This window comes from Janthinobacterium breve, from assembly GCF_051380895.1.
Taxonomy (GTDB): domain Bacteria; phylum Pseudomonadota; class Gammaproteobacteria; order Burkholderiales; family Burkholderiaceae_D; genus Janthinobacterium.
Genome location: NZ_JBNYXY010000004.1, coordinates 291,084 through 314,132 on the forward strand (window position 1 = coordinate 291,084; position 23,049 = coordinate 314,132).

At 60.8% G+C, this 23,049-nt stretch carries 21 protein-coding genes and 1 pseudogene; 14 read left to right on the plus strand and 8 right to left on the minus strand.

Translation table 11 applies throughout. From position 1 onward, the window contains the following. Nucleotides 1-2: 2 nt before the first annotated feature. Nucleotides 3-587 (plus strand): aminoacyl-tRNA hydrolase, encoded by a 585-nt coding sequence (gene pth, locus ACQ4W0_RS09335; RefSeq protein ID WP_436576473.1) that lies wholly within the window; start codon nt 3-5, stop codon nt 585-587. Nucleotides 588-802: 215 nt separating this feature from the next. Then, on the plus strand, nt 803-1,894 hold the full coding sequence (gene ychF / locus ACQ4W0_RS09340; protein ID WP_102121118.1) for a redox-regulated ATPase YchF: 1,092 nt from the start codon (nt 803-805) through the stop codon (nt 1,892-1,894). 69 nt (nt 1,895-1,963) lie between these two features. Here ychF and ACQ4W0_RS09345 read toward each other — a convergent pair whose 3' ends face one another. Continuing rightward, on the minus strand, nt 1,964-3,676 hold the full coding sequence (locus ACQ4W0_RS09345; RefSeq protein ID WP_436576474.1) for a PAS domain-containing hybrid sensor histidine kinase/response regulator: 1,713 nt from the start codon (nt 3,674-3,676) through the stop codon (nt 1,964-1,966). 469 nt (nt 3,677-4,145) lie between these two features. On the opposite strand from ACQ4W0_RS09345, the gene ACQ4W0_RS09350 reads away from it, so the two are divergent. Next, nucleotides 4,146-4,571 carry a hypothetical protein gene (locus ACQ4W0_RS09350; protein WP_436576475.1) on the plus strand — a complete coding sequence of 142 codons (426 nt, stop codon included), beginning with the start codon at nt 4,146-4,148 and terminating at the stop codon, nt 4,569-4,571. A gap of 226 nt (nt 4,572-4,797) precedes the next feature. On the opposite strand, the gene ACQ4W0_RS09355 is transcribed toward ACQ4W0_RS09350, so the two are convergent. Then, a complete protein-coding gene (locus tag ACQ4W0_RS09355) occupies nt 4,798-5,292 on the minus strand; it encodes a hypothetical protein (RefSeq protein WP_436576476.1) in 495 nt (164 codons plus the stop codon). Nucleotides 5,293-5,424: 132 nt separating this feature from the next. On the opposite strand from ACQ4W0_RS09355, the gene ACQ4W0_RS09360 reads away from it, so the two are divergent. From ACQ4W0_RS09360 to ACQ4W0_RS09370, 3 genes are all read left to right on the plus strand, one after another. Next, nucleotides 5,425-6,519 carry a type II asparaginase gene (locus tag ACQ4W0_RS09360; RefSeq protein ID WP_436576477.1) on the plus strand — a complete coding sequence of 365 codons (1,095 nt, stop codon included), beginning with the start codon at nt 5,425-5,427 and terminating at the stop codon, nt 6,517-6,519. Between the two features lie 128 nt (nt 6,520-6,647). Beyond that, nucleotides 6,648-7,499, plus strand: a complete 852-nt coding sequence (locus tag ACQ4W0_RS09365; RefSeq protein WP_436576478.1) for an MOSC domain-containing protein — start codon at nt 6,648-6,650, stop codon at nt 7,497-7,499. A 34-nt stretch (nt 7,500-7,533) separates the two neighbouring features. Continuing rightward, a complete protein-coding gene (locus ACQ4W0_RS09370; RefSeq protein WP_436576479.1) occupies nt 7,534-8,694 on the plus strand; it encodes a GGDEF domain-containing protein in 1,161 nt (386 codons plus the stop codon). Nucleotides 8,695-8,708: 14 nt separating this feature from the next. On the opposite strand, the gene ACQ4W0_RS09375 is transcribed toward ACQ4W0_RS09370, so the two are convergent. Further along, on the minus strand, nt 8,709-10,688 hold the full coding sequence (locus tag ACQ4W0_RS09375; protein WP_436576480.1) for a cation:proton antiporter domain-containing protein: 1,980 nt from the start codon (nt 10,686-10,688) through the stop codon (nt 8,709-8,711). An 84-nt stretch (nt 10,689-10,772) separates the two neighbouring features. On the opposite strand from ACQ4W0_RS09375, the gene ACQ4W0_RS09380 reads away from it, so the two are divergent. From ACQ4W0_RS09380 to ACQ4W0_RS09415, 8 genes and pseudogenes are all read left to right on the plus strand, one after another. Next, complete coding sequence (locus tag ACQ4W0_RS09380) at nt 10,773-11,807, plus strand: KpsF/GutQ family sugar-phosphate isomerase (protein ID WP_436576481.1); 1,035 nt, start codon at nt 10,773-10,775, stop codon at nt 11,805-11,807. After that, entirely contained in the window at nt 11,807-12,340 is a 534-nt protein-coding gene (locus ACQ4W0_RS09385) for a KdsC family phosphatase (RefSeq protein ID WP_096233521.1), read from the plus strand. The genes ACQ4W0_RS09380 and ACQ4W0_RS09385 overlap by 1 nt, the downstream gene beginning before the upstream one ends. A gap of 45 nt (nt 12,341-12,385) precedes the next feature. Then, entirely contained in the window at nt 12,386-12,997 is a 612-nt protein-coding gene (lptC, locus tag ACQ4W0_RS09390) for an LPS export ABC transporter periplasmic protein LptC (protein WP_436576482.1), read from the plus strand. Nucleotides 12,998-13,022: 25 nt separating this feature from the next. After that, on the plus strand, nt 13,023-13,604 hold the full coding sequence (lptA, locus tag ACQ4W0_RS09395; protein WP_436576483.1) for a lipopolysaccharide transport periplasmic protein LptA: 582 nt from the start codon (nt 13,023-13,025) through the stop codon (nt 13,602-13,604). Next, the gene (gene lptB / locus ACQ4W0_RS09400) at nt 13,604-14,359 is read left to right on the plus strand and encodes an LPS export ABC transporter ATP-binding protein (RefSeq protein WP_071079722.1); all 756 of its coding nucleotides are present in this window, start codon (nt 13,604-13,606) and stop codon (nt 14,357-14,359) included. The genes lptA and lptB overlap by 1 nt, the downstream gene beginning before the upstream one ends. A gap of 4 nt (nt 14,360-14,363) precedes the next feature. Next, the gene (locus ACQ4W0_RS09405; protein WP_436576484.1) at nt 14,364-15,842 is read left to right on the plus strand and encodes an RNA polymerase factor sigma-54; all 1,479 of its coding nucleotides are present in this window, start codon (nt 14,364-14,366) and stop codon (nt 15,840-15,842) included. 69 nt (nt 15,843-15,911) lie between these two features. Next, nucleotides 15,912-16,271 (plus strand): ribosome hibernation-promoting factor, HPF/YfiA family, encoded by a 360-nt coding sequence (gene hpf, locus ACQ4W0_RS09410; RefSeq protein ID WP_436524180.1) that lies wholly within the window; start codon nt 15,912-15,914, stop codon nt 16,269-16,271. Nucleotides 16,272-16,424: 153 nt separating this feature from the next. Continuing rightward, a pseudogene (locus ACQ4W0_RS09415) lies at nt 16,425-17,510 on the plus strand (enoyl-CoA hydratase/isomerase family protein). A 121-nt stretch (nt 17,511-17,631) separates the two neighbouring features. On the opposite strand, the gene rapZ reads toward ACQ4W0_RS09415, so the two are convergent. From rapZ to ilvA, 5 genes are all read right to left on the minus strand, one after another. Next, on the minus strand, nt 17,632-18,495 hold the full coding sequence (gene rapZ, locus ACQ4W0_RS09420) for an RNase adapter RapZ (protein WP_035824128.1): 864 nt from the start codon (nt 18,493-18,495) through the stop codon (nt 17,632-17,634). Nucleotides 18,496-18,609: 114 nt separating this feature from the next. Continuing rightward, the gene (gene hprK, locus ACQ4W0_RS09425; protein WP_034753337.1) at nt 18,610-19,545 is read right to left on the minus strand and encodes an HPr(Ser) kinase/phosphatase; all 936 of its coding nucleotides are present in this window, start codon (nt 19,543-19,545) and stop codon (nt 18,610-18,612) included. 36 nt (nt 19,546-19,581) lie between these two features. Beyond that, entirely contained in the window at nt 19,582-20,064 is a 483-nt protein-coding gene (locus ACQ4W0_RS09430) for a PTS sugar transporter subunit IIA (protein WP_071079718.1), read from the minus strand. 333 nt (nt 20,065-20,397) lie between these two features. After that, nucleotides 20,398-21,240, minus strand: coding sequence for an NADPH-dependent 7-cyano-7-deazaguanine reductase QueF (gene queF, locus ACQ4W0_RS09435; RefSeq protein WP_436576485.1), 843 nt, complete (start codon nt 21,238-21,240; stop codon nt 20,398-20,400). A gap of 120 nt (nt 21,241-21,360) precedes the next feature. Then, a complete protein-coding gene (gene ilvA, locus ACQ4W0_RS09440; RefSeq protein ID WP_436576486.1) occupies nt 21,361-22,896 on the minus strand; it encodes a threonine ammonia-lyase, biosynthetic in 1,536 nt (511 codons plus the stop codon). Between the last annotated feature and the right edge of the window lie 153 nt (nt 22,897-23,049).

Sequence of the window (23,049 nt, forward strand, 5' to 3'; positions counted from 1 at the left end):
CCATGCCCATACGCCTGATCGTCGGCCTCGGCAACCCGGGACCCGAATACGAACAAACCCGCCACAATGCCGGTTTCTGGCTGGTGGACAATCTTGCCAATAGCTTGCCCGGCACGCGCTTGCAGCGCGATTCGCGCTATAACGCCATGCTGGCGAAAACGTCGATCGCCGGCCAGGATGTCTGGCTGCTCGAACCGCTGACCTTCATGAACCGCTCGGGCCAATCCGTGGGCGCGCTGGCGCGCTTCTTCAAGATTGCCGCCGATGAAGTGCTGGTGGTGCACGACGAGCTCGATCTGATGCCCGGTATTGCACGCCTGAAGAAGGGCGGCTCGGCCGGCGGCCACAATGGCTTGAAGGACATCACGGCCGCGCTGGGCACGCAGGATTACTGGCGCTTGCGCCTGGGCATCGGTCACCCGCGTACCCTGAGCCTGCAGCAGCAAGTGGCCGATTTCGTGCTGCACCGTCCACGCCGCGAAGACCAGGAGCTGATCGAGCAAGCCATCGACAAATCCCTGCAGGTGATGCCGCAGATCGTCGAAGGCAAGTTCGAGGCAGCGACCATGAAGCTGCATACGGCTTGAGAGTAGGGCCTGATGGCGTCACGATACGGCTGTTTTGGCGTCATTTACCCATCATCGGGCTTTTGAAGCGCGCGCGACACGGGTACAATTGACCCCTTGAAATGCAGCACACGCACTATCCCCGGAAAATGGCGAACCATCGCTCCGTTTTCCCTAACAGCACGGCAAGCACGCCGATAGACGGCGCCATGTGCTTTGATTATTAAAGGTTTTCCATGAGTCTCCAATGCGGTATCGTCGGCTTGCCGAACGTCGGCAAGTCCACCCTGTTCAATGCACTGACGAAAGCCGGCATCCCGGCTGAGAACTATCCGTTCTGCACCATCGAGCCGAACGTCGGTGTCGTCGAAGTACCGGATCCACGCATGGATGCGCTGGCCGCCATCGTCAAGCCGGAACGCACGGTCAACGCCATCGTGGAATTCGTCGACATCGCCGGCCTGGTGGCCGGCGCGTCGAAGGGCGAGGGCCTGGGTAACCAGTTCCTGTCGCACATCCGCGAAACGGACGCCATCGTCAACGTCGTGCGCTGTTTTGAGGATGACAACGTCATCCACGTGGCCGGCAAGATCAATCCGCTTGACGATATCGAAGTCATCCAGACCGAACTGGCACTGGCCGACATGGGCACTGTGGAAAAAGCCATCCACCGCGAAAACAAGAAAGCCCGCTCGGGCGACAAGGACGCGGCCAAGCTGCTAGCCATCATGGAACGCATGATGCCTTACCTGAACGACGCCAAGCCGGTGCGCGCGATGGGCCTGGATGCTGACGAAATGGAACTGATCAAGCCTTTGTGCCTGATCACGGCCAAGCCGGCCATGTTCGTGGCCAACGTGTCCGACACGGGCTTTACCAACAACCCGCTGCTGGACCAGCTGACGGCCTACGCGCAATCGCAAAACGCCCCTATCGTCGCCATCTGCGCGGCGTTGGAAGCGGAAATCGCCGATCTGGACGACGCCGACAAGGGTGCTTTCCTGGCCGACATGGGCATGCAAGAGCCCGGTCTGGACCGCCTGATCCGCAGCGCCTACAAGCTGCTGGGCCTGCAAACCTACTTCACGGCTGGCGTGAAGGAAGTGCGCGCCTGGACCATCCATGTGGGCGACACGGCACCGCAAGCGGCCGGCGTGATCCACACCGACTTCGAACGCGGCTTCATCCGCGCGCAAACCATCGCTTATGACGACTTTATCGCCTACAAGGGCGAAGCGGGCGCCAAGGAAGCGGGCAAGATGCGCGCCGAAGGCAAGGAATACGTGGTCAAAGATGGCGACGTGCTGAACTTCCTGTTTAACGTCTAAAACGTATGACAGATAAAAAAACCTCGCGACTTGCGAGGTTTTTTTGCTTTAGGCACATCGCCAGACAGGCTAGCGTGTCTCGACGCTTTTTGGCGGAGCAGCCGTTACGCTTAGCGCCGTGTCGAGCGCCTCCATGAACTCGGGTACGTTGATGGGCTTGGTCAGATAGCGCAGGAAGCCTGCATCGAGGCCCTTGCGTATGTCGCGCGGCAGGGCGTTGGCCGACAAGGCGATGACGGGAATGTGCGCCGTCAGCGGATCGAGGCGCAGCAAACTCACCACCTCGGTGCCGCTGATGCCGGGCAGGTTGATATCCATCAGTATCAAGTCGGGTTGATGCTGGCGCGCCAGCGCGATGCCATGGTGTCCATCGATGGCGCTGAGCATGCTCAGGTCGCTGCGCCGGGCGATCAGTTGTTCGACCAGGATCAGATTGGCCGGATTGTCTTCCACATACAGTACCTTGCGGCAGGGTGTATCGCAGGACGCCTCTCCCGATGGTTCCCGGGCCAGGTCTGCCGCATGCGTGCCGAGCAGCAGTTCGGGAGCGGATGAGGCCGCCAGTTCGATCCAGAACAGCGTGCCGACCCCGATCTCGCTCTCCACCCCTAGCGTACCGCCCATCAGTTCGACCAGTTGCTTGGTCACCACGAGGCCGATGCCGGTACCTTCCTCGACGCCGGTTTCCTGTCCCAGCCGGTTAAATGGCTGAAACAATTGCGCAAGTTGCTCGCTACGCAAGCCATTGCCTGTGTCGCGCACGCTCAGGCGTATCCGTTCGCCATACGATTTGCATTCCACCAGCACGCTGCCGCCCGCGCGGTTGTATTTGATCGCGTTCGACAGCAGATTGATGACCACCTGTTTGACGCGCGTCAAGTCGGCATGCACGTAGAACGGCTGGTCGAGCGAGGGGAAGGACAGCGTGATATTGCGTTTTTGCGCTTGCGGCATGATCATGGCGCGACAGTCGTGCAAGACATCAGTGAGCGCCATCGCCTCGCGCGACATGGCAACCCGTCCCGATTCGATCATCGATAGGTCGAGAATTTCATTGATCAGGCGTAGCAGATACCAGCCGCCATTGAGGATCTGGTCCAGCGAGCGTTGCTGCGAGGCGCTGGGCGGCGGCGTGTCCGATGCCATCAGTTGGGCAAAGCCCAGTACCGCGTTGAGCGGTGTGCGCAACTCGTGACTCATGCTCGACAAAAATTCTGACTTGGCGCGGTTGGCCTTGTCCGCTTGCGCACGCGCGTTTTCCAGTTCGACGCTGTTGTCACTCAGCACGCGATTGAGTAGCTCGCGCTCCTGCTCCGCATGCTTGCGCACGGTATTGTCGGTGCCGATCAGCAGATAGCCGATGATGGCGTCGTCCGCATCGCGCAGCGCCGTCACCGAGACGATCGCCGGGAAGCGGCTGCCATCCTTGCGCACATACGTCAGCTCATAACTGTCTTCGATCCCGCGCGATGCCTTGTAGACCAGCGCCTCAAAACCGGGAGCGATCAGCGTACCGAGTTCTTGCGAGAGAGCGGCGGCGCGGGTGATGACCTCGGCCTGATCAGATATGCCAGCCGGCGTAATCTGGTCGATCACCTCGTCTGCCTGATAGCCCAGCATGCGCTCGGCACCGACATTGAATAATTGGATCACCCCCTGTGCATCGGTGGCGATGCAGGAAAAATAGGGGCTGCTGAAGATGGCTTCCTGCAGTACTCCCGCTTTCAGGAGCGCAGGCTGGGCTGCGCGCGCGGCGGCACCGGCACGGTGAATGTCGTTCATGCTTACTGCCCTTGGTTCGCAACGGCCGCTTCCGGTCGGATAGGGCCGGCTGCATATTGTTGAGCGACAGGCGCTGTTGTCTTGTCAAAGACGCTGCTGTCTGTGTTGCTAAACCACATGACATAGGATATTTTAGCAAATTTCCTCCCATCGTCGCGTGCATCAAGCGGACAAGGCGGGCAGTCTGGCGCTGCTCCACAGCAAACATCCTTGTGTTTGGTAAGCTGCAGATAGGAGATTTTCTAAAAGGCAATATTGGGCGTATGAAATTTTACAAACTAAAAAACATTCAACGCGATGCCAGCATATCGACTGCCAAATCGGCACTGCAGCAAGTGCCGCCGCGCCTGCGCATCGACTGACGTTAACCGAGCTCAATGCGATGGCCTTGATGGTCGAACACCACTAGCGCAGCAGCGGCTATGGTGTGGCTCAGGCTTATTTTCCTACGCAGGATATCCAGGATAGGGTGGTCACGATCACGGTGCTGGAAGGCCAGTATGGCCAGATCGGCCTGAGGAACCAGACGAATATGTCCGCTCTGCTGGTCAATGGCTGCCAGGTCATGCTCAACGCACAAGGCGCCGGCAGCCAACTGGGCAGCGCCGTCAACAATAGCGGCGTGATACTCGCCCGTACGCTGGAAAATCATAATGGCGTGATTCGGCTGCTCGGCGACATGGCGCGCTTCGCGTTGTTCGTCAATGGTAACGGCAGCAGCTCGGCCAATATCAGCGTGCAGGAGACCTTCGGCAATACTTGCGGTGCGGCCACCGTTGACAATCAGAATTTCGGCAACAACAAGGCGGTCCTGGGCGCCGGCACGGGCCTGAGCGGGGCGGACGCCACAACTACATGGTCAATAGCAGCGCCTGGCCAGCGTCACACCGCTTGACAATCGGTTTTCTTATGGCTGCACCATGTGCCCGCCAAGTTTTACCATGGCGTTGCCAGTCCGGCTTTCAGGCAATCCGACGGCATCGTATATATCTTTCCAGAAACCCGATCGGTCATCGCCGTGTTCCCGCACTATCCGGCGCCATAATCATTCGACAGTCAGGCTGTCCGCACGTTCATCGTGGCGAATAGCGCGGAGGCGGCCAGCAAGGTGCGCGCGACGTTCATCGAGGGACTCCGCAAGGCTTGCCGACAGGCAGCGATTCCAGGTCGGCAAAGGCGCCCAGTGCCCACGCTTGATGAAAGCCCAGTTCATTGCGCACTGCCAGGGCTTGCGTCGACTTGCCCTGGCGTTCATATTGGTCGATCAGCGCCTTGTAGCTGAGGGCGCTCGACCGTTCGGTTTTCTTGGCCAGCGCGATGGCCTGGCGGAAATGAAATTCGGCCGCATCGTAGCGGCAGGCCCCGCTGGCGGCGCGTCCCGCCTGGTGATGCAGCCGCGCCTGCCAAGCGAAGTCGCCTCGGCCCAGTTCGGCATTGTCGGCCGCGGCCGCGTAGTTGCGCATGGCTCGCTCCCAGTCGCCCTGGCTGGCCGCCTCCTGTGCAAACTGCTCCTGCTGCGCCGCCGTGCGCAGTTCGACCTGCGTGGAGCAGGCGTTGAGCGCCATCAAAACCAGCGGCAGGATGAGGCAAGAGCGGAAGGGGAGTAGTGTGGACATGGCGCCACTGTAGCGCATGGGCGGGCGCACACGTTTGCGCGCTGCGCATGAATTGGATATTTCCCCGGCATGGATGACATATAATTTGCACACGACTTTGTTATTTTTGACAGTACACCTCACGGGAGCACCATGTTTTCACGCAAATTCCATTCTTGTGCACAGCTGATGCTGGCTACCTTGCTGATGGGCTTTATCGCCGCTTCCCCGGCGCGCGCGCAGCAAGCGGCCGTCAAATTGCCGAATGTGGTGATCCTGGCCACGGGCGGTACCATCGCCGGCAGCGGTGCCGACAGCACCACCACCGTCGGCTACACCTCGGCCACCGTGGGCGTCGAGCGCTTGATCGCGGCCGTGCCGGAACTGAAAAAAGTGGCGAATGTCAAAGGCGAGCAAGTGTTCCAGATCGCCAGCGAAAGCATGGGCAATGAACACTGGCTGACACTGGCCAAGCGCATCAACGTGCTGCTGGCCTCGAACGATGTCGATGGCGTGGTCGTCACGCACGGCACCGACACCATCGAGGAAACGGCGTATTTCCTGAACCTGACCGTGAAAAGCCATAAACCGGTGGTGGTGGTGGGCGCCATGCGTCCGTCGACCGCCATCTCGGCTGACGGTCCCATCAACCTGTACAACGCCGTGATGCTGGCCGGCAGCAAAGAAGCCGTGGGCAAGGGCGTGCTGGTGGCCTTGAATGACCAGATCAACGCCGCGCGCGAAGTCACCAAAACGAACACCTCGACGACCGACACCTTCAAGTCGCCGGAACTGGGCATGCTCGGCTACATCCAGGGCAGCAAGGCCTTTTTCTACCGCCAGTCGACACGCAAGCACACGCTGGAATCGGAATTTGACATCAGCAAGCTTGATGCTCTGCCGCAAGTGGACATCGTGTATGGCTACGCCAACATGAACCGGGTCGGCATGGACGCCTTCATTGCCGCGGGCGCCAAAGGCATCATCCACGCGGGCGTGGGCGATGGCAGCGTGGCCGCGCAAATGAAGCCGGCCCTGGCGGAAGCGCGCCAGAAGGGTGTGCTGATCGTGCGTGCTAGCCGCGTCGGCCAGGGCATCGTGGCGCGCAATGGCGAAGCCAACGACGATGAACTCGACAGTGTCGTCTCCGACACCCTGAACCCGCAAAAAGCCCGCATCCTGCTGATGCTGGCCTTGACCAAGACCAACAGTACGCAAGAAATCCAGCGCATTTTCTACACGTATTGATCCTTGTCGCGCCAGGCCAGCCTCATTGGCTGAGCCTGGCTGATTTACGCTTGCCCGCTTTGCTGCCATACTTCGCTTCTGAATAACTTCCTGGCAGAAGCAGCAACACTGTTCCTTGTCCCCTGGCCATGGCTATCCTGTCCGACATCATCCTGTATCCCATCAAATCGTGCGCCGGCATCCACTTGCAGGAGGCAGTGCTCACGCATTCCGGGCTGATGAGCGAGCATGTGTTCGACCGCGAATGGATGGTGGTGGATCCGCAGGGCCGCTTCCTGACCCAGCGCGAACATCCGCGCATGGCGCTGATCGTGCCGTCCATCAAGGCCACCACGCTGGAGTTGCGCGCGCCGGGCATGCTGCGCCTGGAAATTGAGCTGGGCTTGCCGCATCCGCAACGCGCGCCCATGCTGGAGGTGCAGGTGTGGGACGATACCGTGCGCGCCTACGATTGCGACGAGGTCACGGCCACCTGGTTTTCCAACGCCATCGGCGTGCCGTGCCGCCTGGTGCGCTTTCACCCGGACGTGGTGCGCGCCACCAGCACCACCTGGACGGACGGCGTGGCGGCCTCGACCATGTTTGCCGATGGCTACCCGGTGCTGATCGCCGGCAGTGCCTCGCTGGACGACGTCAATGACAAGTTGCGCGCCGCCGGCCGCGAGGCGCTGCCGATGAACCGGTTCCGCCCCAATCTGGTGATCGGCGATATCGCTGCCTTTGAAGAAGACTACGCCGAGTTCCTGCAATTCGGCTCCACCATATTAAAACCTGTCAAGCCGTGCTCACGTTGCCCGATTCCGTCGGTGGACCAGGCCACGGGCGTGCCCGGACCGGACCCGCTCGACGTGATGCATGGCTATCGCGCCAAGCCCGAGCTCGATGGCGCCATCTGCTTCGGCATGAACGCCATCGTCACCGACGGCGGCGACGAGCGTATCGTGGTAGGGCAGGACATCGGTTTCGAACTGGCATTTTAAGCATGGCGCCCGTACAGAAGGGTTTAAGGTTTCTATGAATCAAGCAATACCGCCGGACCCGCGCATTGCCAGCCTCGAAGCCGAAAATCAGGCCTTGCGCGCGCGCATGGCTTTCCTGCTGGAACAGGTCGAGCGCAACCATGACATCATGTGCCGCCACCAGGCGTTCGACCTGGAAATCGTCAGCGCGTCCACGTTTCCCGAATTGATCGGCACCATTTTTCGCACCTTGCCCGTGATTTCCGACCTCGACGGCGTCACCCTGAGCCTGCTCGACGAGGATGACGATATCGTGCTGGTGATGGAAAAGCTGGGCGTTGATTTCAGCGCCTTTCCGCAGTTGCTGTTCGTGCATGCCGTGGCGGAGCTGGGTTTTGCTCCGCCGGCGCCCGTGGCCGAGGGGGAAGCGGCCTTGCCGCCGTTGCCGCTGCTGGGACAGTTCGATGCACGCGTGCATGGCCCGCGCTTTCCGCAGATCGACGCTCCCCTGCGCAGCGTGGCGCTGGTGCCCTTGCTGCGCAACAAGCGCCTGATCGGCAGCCTGAACCTGGCCAGCGGCGACGTGACGCGCTTTACGCCCTCGCTGGGCACGGATTTCATCAAGCACATGGCTTCCATCATCGCCATTTGCCTGGAAAACGTGATTAGCAATGAAATGCTGAAATACATCGGCTTGACCGATTCCTTGACGGGCGTCTATAACCGGCGCTATATCGACCGCCGGCTGCTGGAAGAAATCGCCCGCGCGCGGCGCCAGAATTATTGTATTTCGTGCATGTATATCGATATCGACCATTTTAAACGGGTCAATGACACGCATGGGCACCAGGGCGGCGATGAAGTGCTGCGCGAAGTGGCCCAGCGCATCCGCACGGAATTGCGCCGCTCCGATGCGCTGGGCCGCTTCGGCGGCGAAGAATTCGTCGTCCTGCTGATCGACGCCGACCTCGACAGCGCGACCTTTGTTGCCGAACGCATCCGCGCCAGCATCGCCGGCACCATGTTTGACTTGCCGGGCAGCGCGCAAGCGTGGGTCAGCGTGTCGATCGGCGTGGCCAGCCTTGAGGTGGACGCGGCGCTGCTACCCATCGAAACGGTGGCGCAGCAACTGGTGGCGCACGCTGACCAGGCCCTGTACCAGGCCAAGGCGGGCGGACGCAACAAGGTCGTCAACTGGCAGGTGCAGGTCGGCTGACCAAGATCGGCTGATTATTTCAATAGCAATGTTTCTGCCTTGGCCACAGCGTCTGCCGTGCCGCGCAGCACTATCACATCGCCGCTGGCCAGCTGCGTCTCGGGGGTAACATCAAGGCTGCCGCGGCCGCGGCGGATGGCCGTCACAAACGCGCCGCAGCCGGCCACGTCGATTGTGCTCAACGGTAAGCCCACGCACAGCGCGCCCTCGTTGACGGTGACCGTATGCAGGCGTTCCAGTTCGGCATCGTCGCCCGCGTCGCTGGAGCCGTGGAAATAGCCGCGCAAGGAGGCGTAGCGCTCCTCGCGCGCCGCCTGCACCCGGTGCACCACGCGGCGCAGGGGCACGCCCATCATGATCAGCGCGTGCGAAGCGAGCATCAGGCTGCCTTCCATTAATTCCGGTACCACTTCGGCCGCGCCCGCGCTTTTCAGCTGGTCGAGGTCGGTATCGTCGTGGCTGCGCACGATGACGGGCAAGGTCGGCGCCATTTCTTTAAGTAAATGCAATAACTTCAGTGCCGAGGCCGTGTTGGCGTAGGTGATCACCACGGCGCTGGCCCGGTAGATGCCGGCCGCCACCAGGCTTTCGCGGCGGCCCGCGTCGCCATACGACACATGGGCGCCGGCCAGCTGCGCTTCCTGCACCCGTTCCGGGTCCAGGTCCAGCGCGTGGTATTCGATCTTTTCTTCCGCCAGCAGGGTGGCCAGGCTTTGCCCGCTGCGCCCGAAGCCGGCGATCAGCACGTGTTTCTGCGAGGCCATGGTGCGCGTGGCGATCTTCGTCAGGGCCAGCGATTGCATCATCCAGTCGTTGGCGGCCAGTTTCATGACGATGGCGTCGGACTTGGCGATGAGGAAGGGCGCCACCAGCATCGACAGCACCATCGAGGCCAGCACCACCTGCACGACGAACGGGTCCATCAACTTGATGCCGCCCGCCAGGTTCAGCAGCACGAAGCCGAACTCGCCCGCCTGCGCCAGTCCCAGCCCCGTGCGCAGGGCCACGCCGTTGCTGGAGCCGAACAGGCGGGCCAGGCCCGCGATCAGGGCGAATTTCAGCAGCACGGGCCCGCACAGCAGCAGCAAGACCAGCCACCAGTTGTCGAGTACCACGCGGATATTGAGCAGCATGCCGACGGTGATGAAGAACAGGCCCAGCAGCACGTCGCGGAATGGTTTGATATCCTCTTCCACCTGGTGCTTGAATTCCGTCTCGGAAATGAGCATGCCGGCAACAAACGCCCCCAGGGCCAGCGACAGCCCGGCCCGTTCCGTGATCCAGGCCGCGCCCAGCGTGATCAGCAGCAGGTTGAGCATGAACAATTCTTGCGAGCGGCGCTTGGCGACGATGGTCAGCCAGCCGCGCACCAGCTTCTGGCCGATGAACAAGAGCAAAATGAGGACCACCAGGGCCTTGCCGCCCGCCCAGGCCAGGGTTTCGGCCAGGTTGTCCGAATCGCGCGTGAGGGCGGGAATCAGGATCAGCAGGGGCACGACGGCCAGGTCCTGGAACAGCAGGATGCCGATGATCTTGCGGCCGTGTTCGCTTTCCAGTTCCAGCCGTTCCGTGAGCATTTTCGAGACGATGGCCGTTGACGACATGGCCAGCGCGCCACCCAGGGCGAAGGCGGCTTGCCAGCTCAGGTGGATGTAGGCGGACAGGTAGCGCCCGACGAACCAGCCGAAGACGACGGTGGCGACGATGGTGGTGACCACCTGCGCCATGCCAAGGCCGAAGACGATGCGCCGCATGGCGAGAAATTTGGGAAGCGAGAATTCGAGTCCGATGGAAAACATCAGGAAGACGACGCCGAACTCGGCCAGGGTATGGCTGGCCTCGTTTTCCGCCGCCAGGCCCAGCGCGTGGGGGCCGATGACGATGCCGACGGCCAGGTAGCCCAGCATGGGCGGCAAGTGCAACATTCTGAAAGCGACCACGCCCAGCACGGCGCTGCCGAGTAACATCAGGGTCAGTTCAAGCGAGGAAAACATGGGTTGCCCGGTACGGTCAATGGAAATCGTTGTTTGTTGTGACTGGCAAGTTTTTTGCTTTCCTAATTCGTTTATACTTTGGGCATGAGTGTAACCCATGAAAAAACAATGCTGAAAGCTTTTGATCGAATTGACATGCAAGCGACGACCGAGCGCGCCGTCGCGCTGGCCCGCACCACCTTGCAGATCGAGTCCGACGCCATCGTTGCGCTGCGCGCGCGCCTGGCCACGGACGACAGCGTGGGCCGCGCCGTGGCGATGTTGCTGCAATGCAAGGGACGTGTCGTCGTCTCCGGCATGGGCAAGTCCGGCCATATCGCGCGCAAGATTGCCGCCACCCTCGCTTCCACCGGCACGCCGGCCCTGTTTGTGCATCCGGCCGAAGCGGCCCATGGCGACCTGGGCATGGTCACCTCGGACGATGCTTTTATTGCCATATCGTACTCCGGCGAATCGTCGGAACTGATGGCCATCATGCCCGTCGTCAAGCGTATGGGCGGCGTGCTCATTTCCATGACGGGCAAACCGAACTCCAGCCTGGCCCAACTGGCCGACGTGCACCTGGATATTTCTGTTGAGAAAGAAGCCTGTCCGCTGAACCTGGCGCCGACGGCCAGCACCACCGTAACCCTGGCCCTGGGCGACGCGATCGCCGTGGCCTTGCTCGACTTGCGCGGCTTCAAGGAAGAAGATTTCGCCCGCTCGCACCCGGGCGGCGCCCTGGGCCGCCGCCTGCTCACGCACGTGCATGACGTCATGCGCAGCGGCGAACGGGTACCCAAGGTAGCCGTGGACGCTTCCTTGCTGCAGGCGCTGGAAGAAATGACGAAGAAGGGCATGGGCATGACGGCCGTCGTCGATGCGGATGACCGCCCCGTGGGCGTGTTTACCGATGGCGACTTGCGCCGCATGTTCGAGCGCGTGCAGGATTTCACGCAAGTGGCGATCCGCGACGTCATGCATGCGCAGCCGCGCAGCATTGCGCCCGAGCGCCTGGCCGTCGACGCCGTGGCCGTGATGGAGCAGTTCCGCATCAACCAGATGTTGGTCGTCGATGCCGACGGCAAGCTGGTGGGCGCCCTGCATATCCATGATCTGACCCAAGCGAAGGTGATTTGATGGACAGCGTAGCGGACAACCTGGCGCGCGCGGCGAAGGTCAAACTGATGATCTTTGATGTCGATGGGGTGCTCACCGACGGCAGCCTGCATTTCGGCCCCGATGGCGAGATGATGAAAACGTTTAATGTGTATGATGGCCTGGGCATCAAGCTGCTGCAGGAATCGGGCGTGCAGACGGCCATCATCAGTGCGCGCCGCTCGGCCATCACGGCGCGCCGCGCGCAAGACCTGGGCATTACCCATGTACACCAGGGAGGTCACGACAAGCTGACGCCGTTTCGCGAACTGCTGGCGCTGACGGGCTTGACGGAAGAGCAATGCGGCTATATCGGCGACGATGTCATCGATGCGCCCATCCTGCGCCGCGTGGGGTTTGCCGTCAGTGTGCCGGGCGGGCGTCCGGAAGTGCAGGGACTGGCGCACCATGTGACGCAGGCAGGCGGCGGCCGCGGCGCGGTGCGCGAGATCTGTGAATTCCTGCTGCGCGCCCAGGATAACTATGCGCGCGTTATGGCGCCGTTCCTGGAGTGAGGCGCATTGCCTCGCCGCCAGTGACATTTGAAAGAGTGAAACCCTATGCGTAAGCCAGGAGGCGCCCATCGCTGGCGCATGATTTTTACGGTGCTGGGGGCCGTCGTCTTTGCGCTGGGCAGTTTTTGGCTGCTGGAAGTGATGAACAAGAATGCCCAGGACATCACGGCCAGCAAGCATCTGGATGAGCCAGACTATTTCATCACCAATTTCAGCCTGGTGCGCATGGACTTGACGGGCAAGCCCAGCTACATCGTGTCGGGCATCAAGCTCACGCATTATCCGCTGGACGACTCATCCGATATCGACCAGCCTTTCGTGCGCAAGCTCACGCCCGGCATGCCGCCGATGAACATGAATGCGGAACTGGCGCATATCGACCAGGACAATACCCGGCTGCAACTGCACCGCAATGTCGTGATCGACCGGGTGGCCAGTCCGAAGGCGCAGAACCTGACAGTCAAGACGGAAGCGCTGACGGTGTTCCCGGATGAGGAAAGAATGGAAACGGACGTGCCTGTCGATATCCTGACGGGCGCCTCGCGCATCAATGGCATAGGCATGAAGGCCAATAACGCCACCGGCGTGGTGGAAGTGCAGAATGCGCTGCGCATGGTCCTCCCGCCGAAACCGCGCCCGGCCGCGGCGGCAAAATGACAGAATGAAACAAGGAAACCATACTATGAAGAACATCTTGCTGTTGACCGTATTTTCTCTGGCCATGATGGGCGTGGCGCATGCCGAAAAGGCCGATTCCGAGAAGGAAGCCGTCATCACGGCACGTAGCGGCCATGTCGACGACGTCAAGCAGGTGCGTACCCTGACGGGCGACGTCGTGCTGGTCAAGGGTACCCTGACCATGAAGGCGGGCCGGGCCCTGATCACGGAAGACCCGCAAGGCTACCAGTTCATTACCTTCTGGGCCGATCCCGGCAAGCTGGCCACCTTCCGCCAGAAGCGCGATGGCGCGGGCGACCTGTGGGTGGAAGGCGAAGCGGAGCGCGTGGAATACGACAACAAGACGGAAGTGGTGAAACTGTTTTCCAGGGCCAAGCTGACGCGCCTGGAAGGCACAAAAGTGACTGACGTGGCCAATGGCGCCTTCATCTCGTATGACAGCCGCAAGGAAGAATTTGCGATGGAAAATTCGAATAGCGGCACCAGCACCCCGGATGGCGGCAGCGTGCGCATGGTGATCCAGCCGAAGCCCAAGGCACCGGCGGCGGAGAAAGCGCCGGCCACGCCCGCGCCAGGAAAGAAATAATGGACAATACACGTTGCGGCAGCACCCTGATCGTTCGCGGGCTGCAAAAAACCTATGGCAAGCGGCAAGTCGTACATGATGTCTCGCTGCAAGTCGAGTGCGGCGAAGTGGTGGGTTTGCTGGGCCCGAACGGCGCCGGCAAGACCACCTCGTTCTACATGATCGTCGGCCTGGTGCCGTCGGACGGCGGCACCATTGATATCAGCGGCGTGGATATTTCCCGCCTGCCCATCCACCGCCGCGCGCAGATGGGCCTGTCGTATCTGCCGCAGGAAGCATCCGTGTTTCGCAAGCTGACGGTGGAAGACAATATCCGCGCCGTGCTGGAAATCCAGACCGTCGAAGGCCGTCCCCTGAAGAAGGCCGAGATCGAGGAGCGCCTGGATAAATTGCTGGCCGACTTGCAGATTGAAAAGTTGCGCGAGAACCAGGCGCTGTCCCTGTCGGGCGGCGAGCGGCGCCGCGTGGAAATCGCCCGCGCGCTGGCCACCGACCCGCGTTTCGTGCTGCTCGACGAGCCGTTCGCCGGCGTCGACCCTATCGCCGTGATCGAGATCCAGCGTATCGTGCGTTTCTTGAAGGAGCGCAATATCGGCGTCCTGATCACCGATCATAATGTGCGCGAGACGCTGGGTATCTGCGATCGTGCCTACATCATCAACCAGGGCTCGGTGCTGGCGTCGGGACGCCCCGACGACATCATCGCGAACGAGTCGGTACGCCGGGTCTATCTGGGCGAACACTTCCGCATGTGAGCCAATGAAACAATCATTGCAGCTGCGCACTTCGCAGCACTTGGCACTGACGCCGCAGTTGCAGCAATCGATACGCCTGTTGCAATTGTCTACCCTGGAATTGCACCAGGAGCTAGAGCAATTGCTGACGGACAATCCCTTGCTCGAGCGCCTCGACGATCCGCTTGACCGTTCGCTGCGCCTGCTGTCCGACGGCGCCTTGAGTTCCACGGCCGCGCCGGCCGAAGCACCGCCGCAGCCGCCAGGCCAGGAGGCGCCCGCGGCGCCGGCCGAAGCGGAAACCTTTGATGGCGAGGCGGGCGACAGCCCGGCCGCAGCGGATGGCGGCGACAGCGATTGGAGCGAGGCGAGCCGTGGCAAGGCGCCCGACGACGAAGATTCCCGCCCGCAACTCGAAGCCCATCACTGCACTCTGCGCGAACACTTGATGGAGCAGATGCGCGTGACGGTGCTCGAATTGCGCGACCGCGCGCTGGTCGAGCTGATCATCGACGCGCTCGACGACAATGGCTACCTGGAAGAGACGCTCGACGACATCCTGGCGCGCCTGCCGCAAGAGCTGGAAATCGACGCTGACGAGATGCGCACGGCCTTGTCTCTGCTGCAAAGTTTCGATCCGCCCGGCGTAGGCGCGCGCAATGCGTCCGAATGTCTGGCGCTGCAAATCAAGCGTTTGCCGCATATCGCCATGGTGACGCGGCGCATGGCCCTCGTTATCGTGGAAAAGCACCTGACCTGGTTTGCCCAGCGCGATTTCAACAAGCTGAAAAAAGCCCTCGATTGCGACGAGGAAGACTTGCGCGAAGCGCAGACCGTGATTCGCCAGTGCAATCCGCATCCGGGTGCCGTCTTCGCCTCGGACGTGTCCGATTACGTGGTGCCCGACGTCGTCGTCAAGCGCGCGCGCAATGGCTGGCAAGTCACCCTGAACAATGACGTCATGCCGCGCTTGCGCGTGAACGCCATGTACGCCAACTTGCTCAAGCAGGGCAAGGGCGAGGGCGCCATGGGCGCACAGTTGCAGGAAGCCAAGTGGCTGATTAAGAATATGCGCCAGCGTTTCGACACGATCCTGCGCGTGGCGCAGGCGATAGTAGAAAGACAAAAGAACTTTTTCTCGCATGGGGCCGTCGCCATGCGCCCCCTTGTGCTCCGTGAAATAGCTGATACACTGGGTTTACACGAGAGTACTATCTCGCGGGTAACAACTCAAAAGTACATGTTGACCCCGCATGGCATGTTCGAGTTGAAATATTTCTTTGGTAGCCACGTCGCCACCGAAGCGGGGGGCGAAGCGTCATCGACGGCGATACGGGCATTGATCGTGCAACTGACAGGAGCAGAAGACCCTAAGAATCCTTTATCCGACAGTAAGATTGCGGACATGCTGGGGGAGCAAGGCATGGTGATTGCGCGACGTACTGTTGCCAAATACCGGGAAGCGTTGAAAATTCCGCCAGTGAGCCTGCGTAAGTGTTTGTAAGTTTTTTTCGGTTCCTCTGCGGGCCGGATACGATGGACCGCATGAACCCGATCATCTTTAGGAGTGTGTATGAATCTCACCATCAGCGGACATCATCTCGAAGTCACACCAGCCATCCGTGAATACGTACAAACGAAGCTGGAGCGCGTGAAACGTCATTTCGATCAAGTCATCGATATTGCCGTGATTCTGACCGTGGATAACCTCAAAGAGAAAGAAAAACGTCAAAAGGCCGAAGTCAACCTGCGTCTGAGCGGCAAGACCGTCTACGTGGAAAGCCTGGCGCAAGACCTGTATGCCGCGATCGATACCCTGATCGACAAGCTGGACAGGCAAGTGATGAAGTACAAAACCAAAGTGCAAGGGCACGGTAAAGAGGCGATCAAGCATCTGCCAGACAACTCGGACGAAGAATTCGCCGCCGCTTAAGCGGCCTGCGACTTTGAACCGGTTGTGATCAACTAAGGGCGCACATTGCGCCCTTTTTTGCGCCTGTCGCCCTTGTCGGGTAGCACCATGGGAATGCAATGTTCCGTCTGAAGGCGCTAGAATGTTTGCACTTTTACTTCTTTCCTGCCTGCCATGAGCGACTTCGTCCAGACTTCCATCCGCAACCGCACCGGGCATATCGTGCTCGACCGCCCGAAAGCCCTGAATTCCCTGTCGCTGGACATGGTGCGGGTCCTGAGCGCGTCCTTGCTGGGCTGGCGCAACGATCCGCAGGTGGACGCCGTCTTCATTCGCTCCAGCAGTGAAAAAGCCCTGTGCGCCGGCGGCGACATCCGTTTCTTTTATGATGCGGGCCTGGCCACGCCGCAAGAGGGCAGCGCCCAGCTGGAAGATTTCTTTACGGAAGAATATGCCTTAAATCATTTAATTCATTTCTATCCAAAACCGTATATTGCCGTGATGGATGGCGTGGTCATGGGCGGCGGCATGGGCGTGGCGCAAGCCGGGCCCGGCAACCGCCTGCGCATCGTTACGGGCCGCACGCGCATGGCCATGCCGGAAGTCAATATTGGCTTGTTCCCGGACGTGGGTGGCAGCTATTTCCTGTCCCGCCTGGCGGGCCAGCTGGGTCTGTACCTGGGCTTGACAGGTCTGACGATCAACGCGGCCGATGCCTTGTACACGGACCTGGCCGATGTGTACCTGCCCGAGGCGCGGATGGGGGCGCTGCTGGCCCTGTTTGAATCGACGCCGGGCTAGGCCTTGCCGGTGGCCATCAAGGCCCTGGCCGCACCGTTCCAGGCCGAGGCGGGCGTTTCTGCCCTGGCCACGGCGCGCGTGGCGCTGGACCGCCACTTCAGCGCCCCTTCGGTGGCCGCCATCATGGCTTCGCTGGCGCAGGACGACAGTGCGTTCGCCGGCAAGGCGCTGGCGGCCATGCGATTGCGTTCGCCGCTGATGATGTCGGTGACACTGGAATTGCTGCAGCGGGGCGCCCATCTGGGCGTGGCAGATTGCCTGCGCATGGAGCGCAGCGTGGTGCGCCACAATTTCGAGCATGGCGAAGTGCTCGAGGGCGTGCGCGCGCTGGTGGTCGACAAGGACAATGCGCCGCGCTGGAATCCTGGCAGCCTGGACGAGGTCGACGCGGCCATGGTGGCGCGTTTCTTTGCCCCCGTCTGGCCGGCGCAAGCGCATCCGCTTTACCAGCTGAATTAACAACGCCGAATAAAACCGTAGCGAGCGGAAGGGAGAGGTGGTTGAGAAGCGGAACTGTGCTTTATGCACAGTGAGCATCGCAGACCATCTATACCGACGCGCAGTAGGTTTTATTGGCGTTCTAGCTACGTTCGCGGTGGCGCAGCACGACCCGTTCATTCGGACCGAAATACTGCGCCAGCCGTTCCGCCATGTACACGGAGCGGTGCTGGCCGCCCGTGCAGCCCAGTGCCACCGTCAGGTAGCTGCGGTTGTCGGACTTGAATGACGGCAACCATTTTTCGATGAAGGCGCGGATGTCGGCCAGCAGTTCCAGCGCGCTGGGCTGCGCGTCGAGGAAGGCGATCACGGGCGCGTCGCGTCCGTCGAGCGGGCGCAGCGCCAGGTCGTAATAGGGGTTCGGCAACGCCCGCACGTCGAAGACGAAATCGGCGTCCAGCGGCACACCCAGCTTGAAGGCAAACGATTCAAAGAACAGGGTCAGCGGGGCGCGTTCGGAGGCGACGATATCCTTGATCCAGGCGCGCAATTTGTTGGCGCTCAATTCCGAGGTGTCGATCACATGGCCCAGCTGTTCGATGGCAGACAGGCGTTCGCGCTCTTCCGAGATGCACTCGATCAGGGTGCGGCGGCTGGCTGGATTCTGATTCGGACGCAATTCGTGCGACAGGGGATGGCTGCGCCGTGTTTCGGAGAAACGCGCCACCAGCGAATGCGTGGTCGCCGTCAAGAACATGACTTTGACGTCGTGCCCCTGGTCGCGCAGCAGCGCCACATTGTGTGGCAGGCTGGTCAGCGACTCGGCACTGCGGGCATCGACGGCGACGGCCAGTTGCGGTGTCCCTTCGTCGAGCAGCGTTTGCACCAAACTGGGCAGCAAGGCCGGTGGCAAGTTGTCGACACAATAGTAGCCGGTATCTTCCAGCACATTGAGCGCGACGGATTTACCGGAGCCGGATATTCCGGTGATAAGGACGATATGCATAGGCCGATCATACAATAAAGTTAGGCGCTCTGCTCCCGAGGCAATGATCTTTACAAATTATTGCAATTTTGACTGTCGTGTTGGTTAAACAAAAGAGCGAGGACGCTTTGCAGACTAGTCCCCGCTCATTGCAAGTCTTTGTCTTTCCATGAACTCCTGCAAAGTGTCGATGCCGCGCAGCTGCAGAATCGTGTTGCGCACGGCCGCTTCCAGCAGCACGGCGATGTTGCGGCCGGCGGCCACGGGGATGACGACCTTGCGCACGGGCAAACCCAGCACGTCTTCCGTGGGGAACAGGAAGGGCAGGCGCTCGACTTCTTCTTCCAGCGCGTTGCGGCGCACCAGATGCACGATCAGTTTCAAGCGCATCTTGCGGCGCACGGCCGTTTCACCAAAGATGGCCTTGATGTCGAGCAAGCCCAGGCCCCGCACTTCCAGCAGGTTTTGCAGCAGGGGCGGGCAGCGGCCCTCGATCATGTTGGGCGCGATGCGCGAGAATTCCACGGCGTCATCGGCCACCAGGCCGTGGCTGCGCGATATCAATTCCAGGCCCAGCTCGCTCTTGCCCAGGCCAGAGTCGCCCGTGATCAGCACGCCGACGCCCAGCACGTCCATGAACACGCCATGCATGATGATGCGCTGCGCCAGCTTTTTCGACAGGTAGACGCGCAGGAAGTCGATCACTTGCGCGGCAGGCAGCGGGGTGGAGAACAGGGGAATGTTTTGCTCGTCGCAGATGGCGAGGATGTCGGGCGGGGTTTCCAGCCCCTGCGCGATGATCAGCGCGGGCGGGCCGCCGGCGATCAGTTCACCAATCACATGGGTGCGCGTATTGACCTTCAGGCGCTGGTAGTAATTGATTTCCTGGTGGCCGAAGACCTGGATGCGGCCCGGATGGATCAGGTTCAAGTGGCCCACCTGGTCGGCGGCCGACGAGACATCGCCCGAGATCAGGCGCTCGCCGCCGGGGAAGCCGGCGAACCAGCCTAGTTGCAGACTTTCACGATTATCGTCGTACAGGCGTTGTATCGTCAGCGGCGTTTGCAACATGGCAGTCTTCTTCAGGAGTGGAGGAATACCTGAAGTTTAACCCGCCGCTTGCAGACTGGGTTGCCAATTGACGATGCGCGAATGCACGGATTTCGGTTCCGGATCCGTGGCCAGCGCCGTGCGGAAGGCATCGTCGGAAAACATTTCGGCGATTTCCGACAAAATTTCCAGATGTTGCTGGGTGACATGATCGGGAATCAGCAGGAAAAACAGCAGATTCACGGGCTTGCCATCGGGCGACTCGAAGGGAATCGGCTCGGCCAGGCGCACGAAGGCGCCCAGCGGCGCTTTCAGGGTCTTGCTGCCCTTGACCCTGCCATGCGGCACGGCCACGCCATGGCCAAGACCTGTCGAGCCCAGGCGTTCGCGGGCAAACAGATTGTCCGAAACGGTAGAGCGGGCGATGCCGTAATTGTTTTCGAAGATCAGGCCGGCTTGCTCGAAGGCGCGCTTTTTACTGGAGACTTCCAGGTCCAGCAGGACGTTTTCGAGGGATAGTATTTTGCTAAGATTAGTCATGACACTCAATGAAATGGTGCAATGCGCAGAGGGCTTGCGAGCCGAATTATAGGCCTGTTTCCGCGGCCTGTAACGCCAATTCTCAACAGTATACGCCCGCTGCGGGCGCAGTGCGCGCTACAGCCCATGTCGCCATCGTTTTGGCAAAAAACCAACACTGGAGTGTATCGGCTATTTCTTGATTAAAAACACGCGGCGCGCCGGTTTTTCCGCCGCCGAATGCCAATTTTCCGATTTTTCAGCGTCTTTGGCATGCTCTGGGGCACTACTGCAACGTTGTTTTAAAACACAGTCAACATTCCTGTTGGCATGATTTCAAGGTGTTGCGCGGTGTTACTGGCGCGCATTACGCAGGTTGCCCGGCATCGCGCCCGTGCTGTAGTTGCTGCGCCACGGATTGATATCGAGGCCGCCGCGGCGCGTATAGCGCGCATACACGGACAGTTTTTGCGGCTTGCACTGGCGCAAGATATCGACAAAGATGCGCTCCACGCATTGCTCATGGAATTCATTGTGTTCGCGAAAACCAATCAGGTAGCGCAGCAGGCTTTCCTGGTCGATCTGTGGTCCTGCATATTCGATCTGCACGCTGCCCCAGTCCGGCTGGCCCGTCACCAGGCAATTCGATTTGAGCAAGTGCGAGACGAGTTTTTCTTCCACCGGTGCTTCGTCCAGCGCTGCCTTCAAGAGTTGCGGCGAAGGCGAGTATTGCGTGATTTCCAGGTCCAGGCGGTCGAGCAGCACGCCATCGAACTCGCCCATTTTGAGCTTGCCGAAATCTTCCTGCAAGGTCAGTTCCACTTGCACGGGCGCGCCAAAACCGTTCGATAAATCCTGCTTGAGCAAGATCAACAGGGCTTCAGGGCTGTCCAGTTTGGTCTGGTTGAACGAGTTCAGGTAGAGCTTGAACGATTTCGATTCGATGATGTTCGGCGAATCGGCTGGCGCGCTGACCTTGGCAATGGCCACTTGCGGCTTGCCGCGCTGGTTCAGCCACGACAGTTCATACGCATTCCAGATGTCGAGGCCAAAGAAGGGCAGTGTGCCGTGCAGTTCCAGTTCATCGCGCTTGCCCTGGCGGGGAATCGGGAACAGCAGTTCCGGTGCGTAATCGCTGCGGTAGGCGGAGCTTTTTCCCAGGGGCGATTGTTCGGCGAGGTCGTTGGTGGTGGTCATGGTGGCGTGGCTACAAATTCTGTGAAGGGTGAATGGTAGCTTATTTCAACCCAACGGCAAGGACCGGGGTCAGACCCGACGGGTCTGACCCCAGCATTTGCAGTTGGGTTACTGCGCCATTTACCCCAGGAATAATTTATACACAGGATTGCTGCTTTCATCCCAGTAACGGTAGCCCAGGGTGTCGAGGAAGCGGGCGAATTCTCCCATCTCGTCGGGTGGCACTTGCAGGCCGATCAGGATGCGGCCCACGTCGCCGCCCTGGCTGCGGTAATGACACAGGGAAATATTCCAGTTCGGCGCCATGCTGTCGAGGAAGCGCATCAGCGCACCGGGGCGCTCGGGAAATTCAAAGCGGTACAGCAGCTCATCCTGGGCCAGGCGGCTCTTGCCACCGACCAGATGGCGGATGTGCGACTTGGCCAGCTCGTCGTGCGTCAGGTCGAGCGTCTTGAATTCGTGTTCCTCGAAAGTCTTCGCCAGCACGCTCGATTCATGCCTGTCGGCAATTTGAATGCCGACGAACACGTGCGCGGCTTTTTCATCGCTGATGCGGTAATTAAATTCCGTCACGTTGCGCGCGCCGATGAGCGAGCAGAAGCGCTTGAAGCTGCCTCGCTGTTCGCGCATGGTGACGGCAAACACGGCTTCGCGGAACTCGCCCAGATCGGCACGCTCGGCGACGAAGCGCAAGCGGTCGAAATTCATGTTGGCGCCGCAGGCGATGGTGACCAGCGTCTGGTTGACGATGGGGTGTTTGCTCAGGCTGGCCCGCTCCACGTAGGCTTTGGCGCCCGCGATGGCCAGTGCGCCGGCCGGTTCCAGGATCGAGCGCGTATCCGTAAACACATCCTTGATGGCGGCGCAGATGGCGTCCGTGTCGACGATGATGACTTCATCGACATATTGCTGCGCCAAACGGAAGGTTTCCTCGCCCACCAGGCGCACGGCCGTGCCGTCAGAAAACAGCCCCACGTCGGGCAGCGTGACGCGTTCGCCCGCTTTCAGCGAGCGCGCCATGGCGTCCGAATCGACCGTTTGCACGCCGATGATCTTGATGTCGGGGCGAATCTGTTTCACGTACGCAGCCACGCCGGCGATCAGGCCGCCACCGCCGATGGCGACAAAGATGGCGTGGATGGGGCCGGAATGCTGGCGCAGGATCTCCATGCCGATCGTGCCCTGGCCGGCGATCACGTCCGGATCGTCGAACGGGTGCACGAAGGTCAGCTTCTGTTCTTTTTCCAGGGTCAGCGCGTGGTTATAGGCATCCGTGTAAGACTCGCCGTGCAGCACGATTTCCACATGCACGCCACCGCGCGCCTTGACGGCGTCGATCTTGACGGGCGGCGTGGTGGTGGGCATGACGATGACGGCGCGGCAGCCCATGCGCGCGGCCGACAGGGCTACGCCCTGGGCATGGTTGCCGGCCGAGGCGCAAATGACGCCGCGCTTGCGTTCCGCATCGCTGAGCTGGGCCATCTTGTTGTAGGCGCCGCGAATCTTGAAGCTGAACACACTTTGCATGTCTTCGCGCTTGAAGTAAATCTGGTTGTTCAGGCGCTGCGACAGGGCAGGGGCCAGTTCCAGCGGCGTTTCGGTGGCGACGTCATAGACGCGGGCGGTCAGGATTTTCTTGAGGTAGTCGATGTTCATAGTCTGCTAGCAAGTGATTCTGGGCCAGAAAGGTACTGGAGCGTGTCGGTCGATAGCGGCGGCGCGGCGGCGGATAGCCTGGCGACAAATAATGCTCTGTGGAACTAGGGGCCGGTGAGCCCTGGCGGGTTGGCGCGGATTGTGCGGCGCGCA

What these genes read in the sequence shown, in the direction of transcription:
- ACQ4W0_RS09345 (WP_436576474.1), bottom strand. Translation starts at nt 3,676, where the DNA reads ATGAACGACATTCACCGTGCCGGTGCCGCCGCGCGCGCAGCCCAGCCT.
- lptA (WP_436576483.1), top strand. Translation starts at nt 13,023, where the DNA reads ATGAAGAACATCTTGCTGTTGACCGTATTTTCTCTGGCCATGATGGGC.
- ACQ4W0_RS09365 (WP_436576478.1), top strand. Translation starts at nt 6,648, where the DNA reads ATGGCTATCCTGTCCGACATCATCCTGTATCCCATCAAATCGTGCGCC.
- pth (WP_436576473.1), top strand. Translation starts at nt 3, where the DNA reads ATGCCCATACGCCTGATCGTCGGCCTCGGCAACCCGGGACCCGAATAC.
- lptC (WP_436576482.1), top strand. Translation starts at nt 12,386, where the DNA reads ATGCGTAAGCCAGGAGGCGCCCATCGCTGGCGCATGATTTTTACGGTG.
- hpf (WP_436524180.1), top strand. Translation starts at nt 15,912, where the DNA reads ATGAATCTCACCATCAGCGGACATCATCTCGAAGTCACACCAGCCATC.
- ACQ4W0_RS09370 (WP_436576479.1), top strand. Translation starts at nt 7,534, where the DNA reads ATGAATCAAGCAATACCGCCGGACCCGCGCATTGCCAGCCTCGAAGCC.
- ACQ4W0_RS09405 (WP_436576484.1), top strand. Translation starts at nt 14,364, where the DNA reads ATGAAACAATCATTGCAGCTGCGCACTTCGCAGCACTTGGCACTGACG.
- hprK (WP_034753337.1), bottom strand. Translation starts at nt 19,545, where the DNA reads ATGTTGCAAACGCCGCTGACGATACAACGCCTGTACGACGATAATCGT.
- ACQ4W0_RS09385 (WP_096233521.1), top strand. Translation starts at nt 11,807, where the DNA reads ATGGACAGCGTAGCGGACAACCTGGCGCGCGCGGCGAAGGTCAAACTG.
- ACQ4W0_RS09360 (WP_436576477.1), top strand. Translation starts at nt 5,425, where the DNA reads ATGTTTTCACGCAAATTCCATTCTTGTGCACAGCTGATGCTGGCTACC.
- ACQ4W0_RS09380 (WP_436576481.1), top strand. Translation starts at nt 10,773, where the DNA reads ATGAGTGTAACCCATGAAAAAACAATGCTGAAAGCTTTTGATCGAATT.
- lptB (WP_071079722.1), top strand. Translation starts at nt 13,604, where the DNA reads ATGGACAATACACGTTGCGGCAGCACCCTGATCGTTCGCGGGCTGCAA.
- ychF (WP_102121118.1), top strand. Translation starts at nt 803, where the DNA reads ATGAGTCTCCAATGCGGTATCGTCGGCTTGCCGAACGTCGGCAAGTCC.
- ACQ4W0_RS09375 (WP_436576480.1), bottom strand. Translation starts at nt 10,688, where the DNA reads ATGTTTTCCTCGCTTGAACTGACCCTGATGTTACTCGGCAGCGCCGTG.
- ACQ4W0_RS09355 (WP_436576476.1), bottom strand. Translation starts at nt 5,292, where the DNA reads ATGTCCACACTACTCCCCTTCCGCTCTTGCCTCATCCTGCCGCTGGTT.
- ilvA (WP_436576486.1), bottom strand. Translation starts at nt 22,896, where the DNA reads ATGAACATCGACTACCTCAAGAAAATCCTGACCGCCCGCGTCTATGAC.
- rapZ (WP_035824128.1), bottom strand. Translation starts at nt 18,495, where the DNA reads ATGCATATCGTCCTTATCACCGGAATATCCGGCTCCGGTAAATCCGTC.
- ACQ4W0_RS09430 (WP_071079718.1), bottom strand. Translation starts at nt 20,064, where the DNA reads ATGACTAATCTTAGCAAAATACTATCCCTCGAAAACGTCCTGCTGGAC.
- queF (WP_436576485.1), bottom strand. Translation starts at nt 21,240, where the DNA reads ATGACCACCACCAACGACCTCGCCGAACAATCGCCCCTGGGAAAAAGC.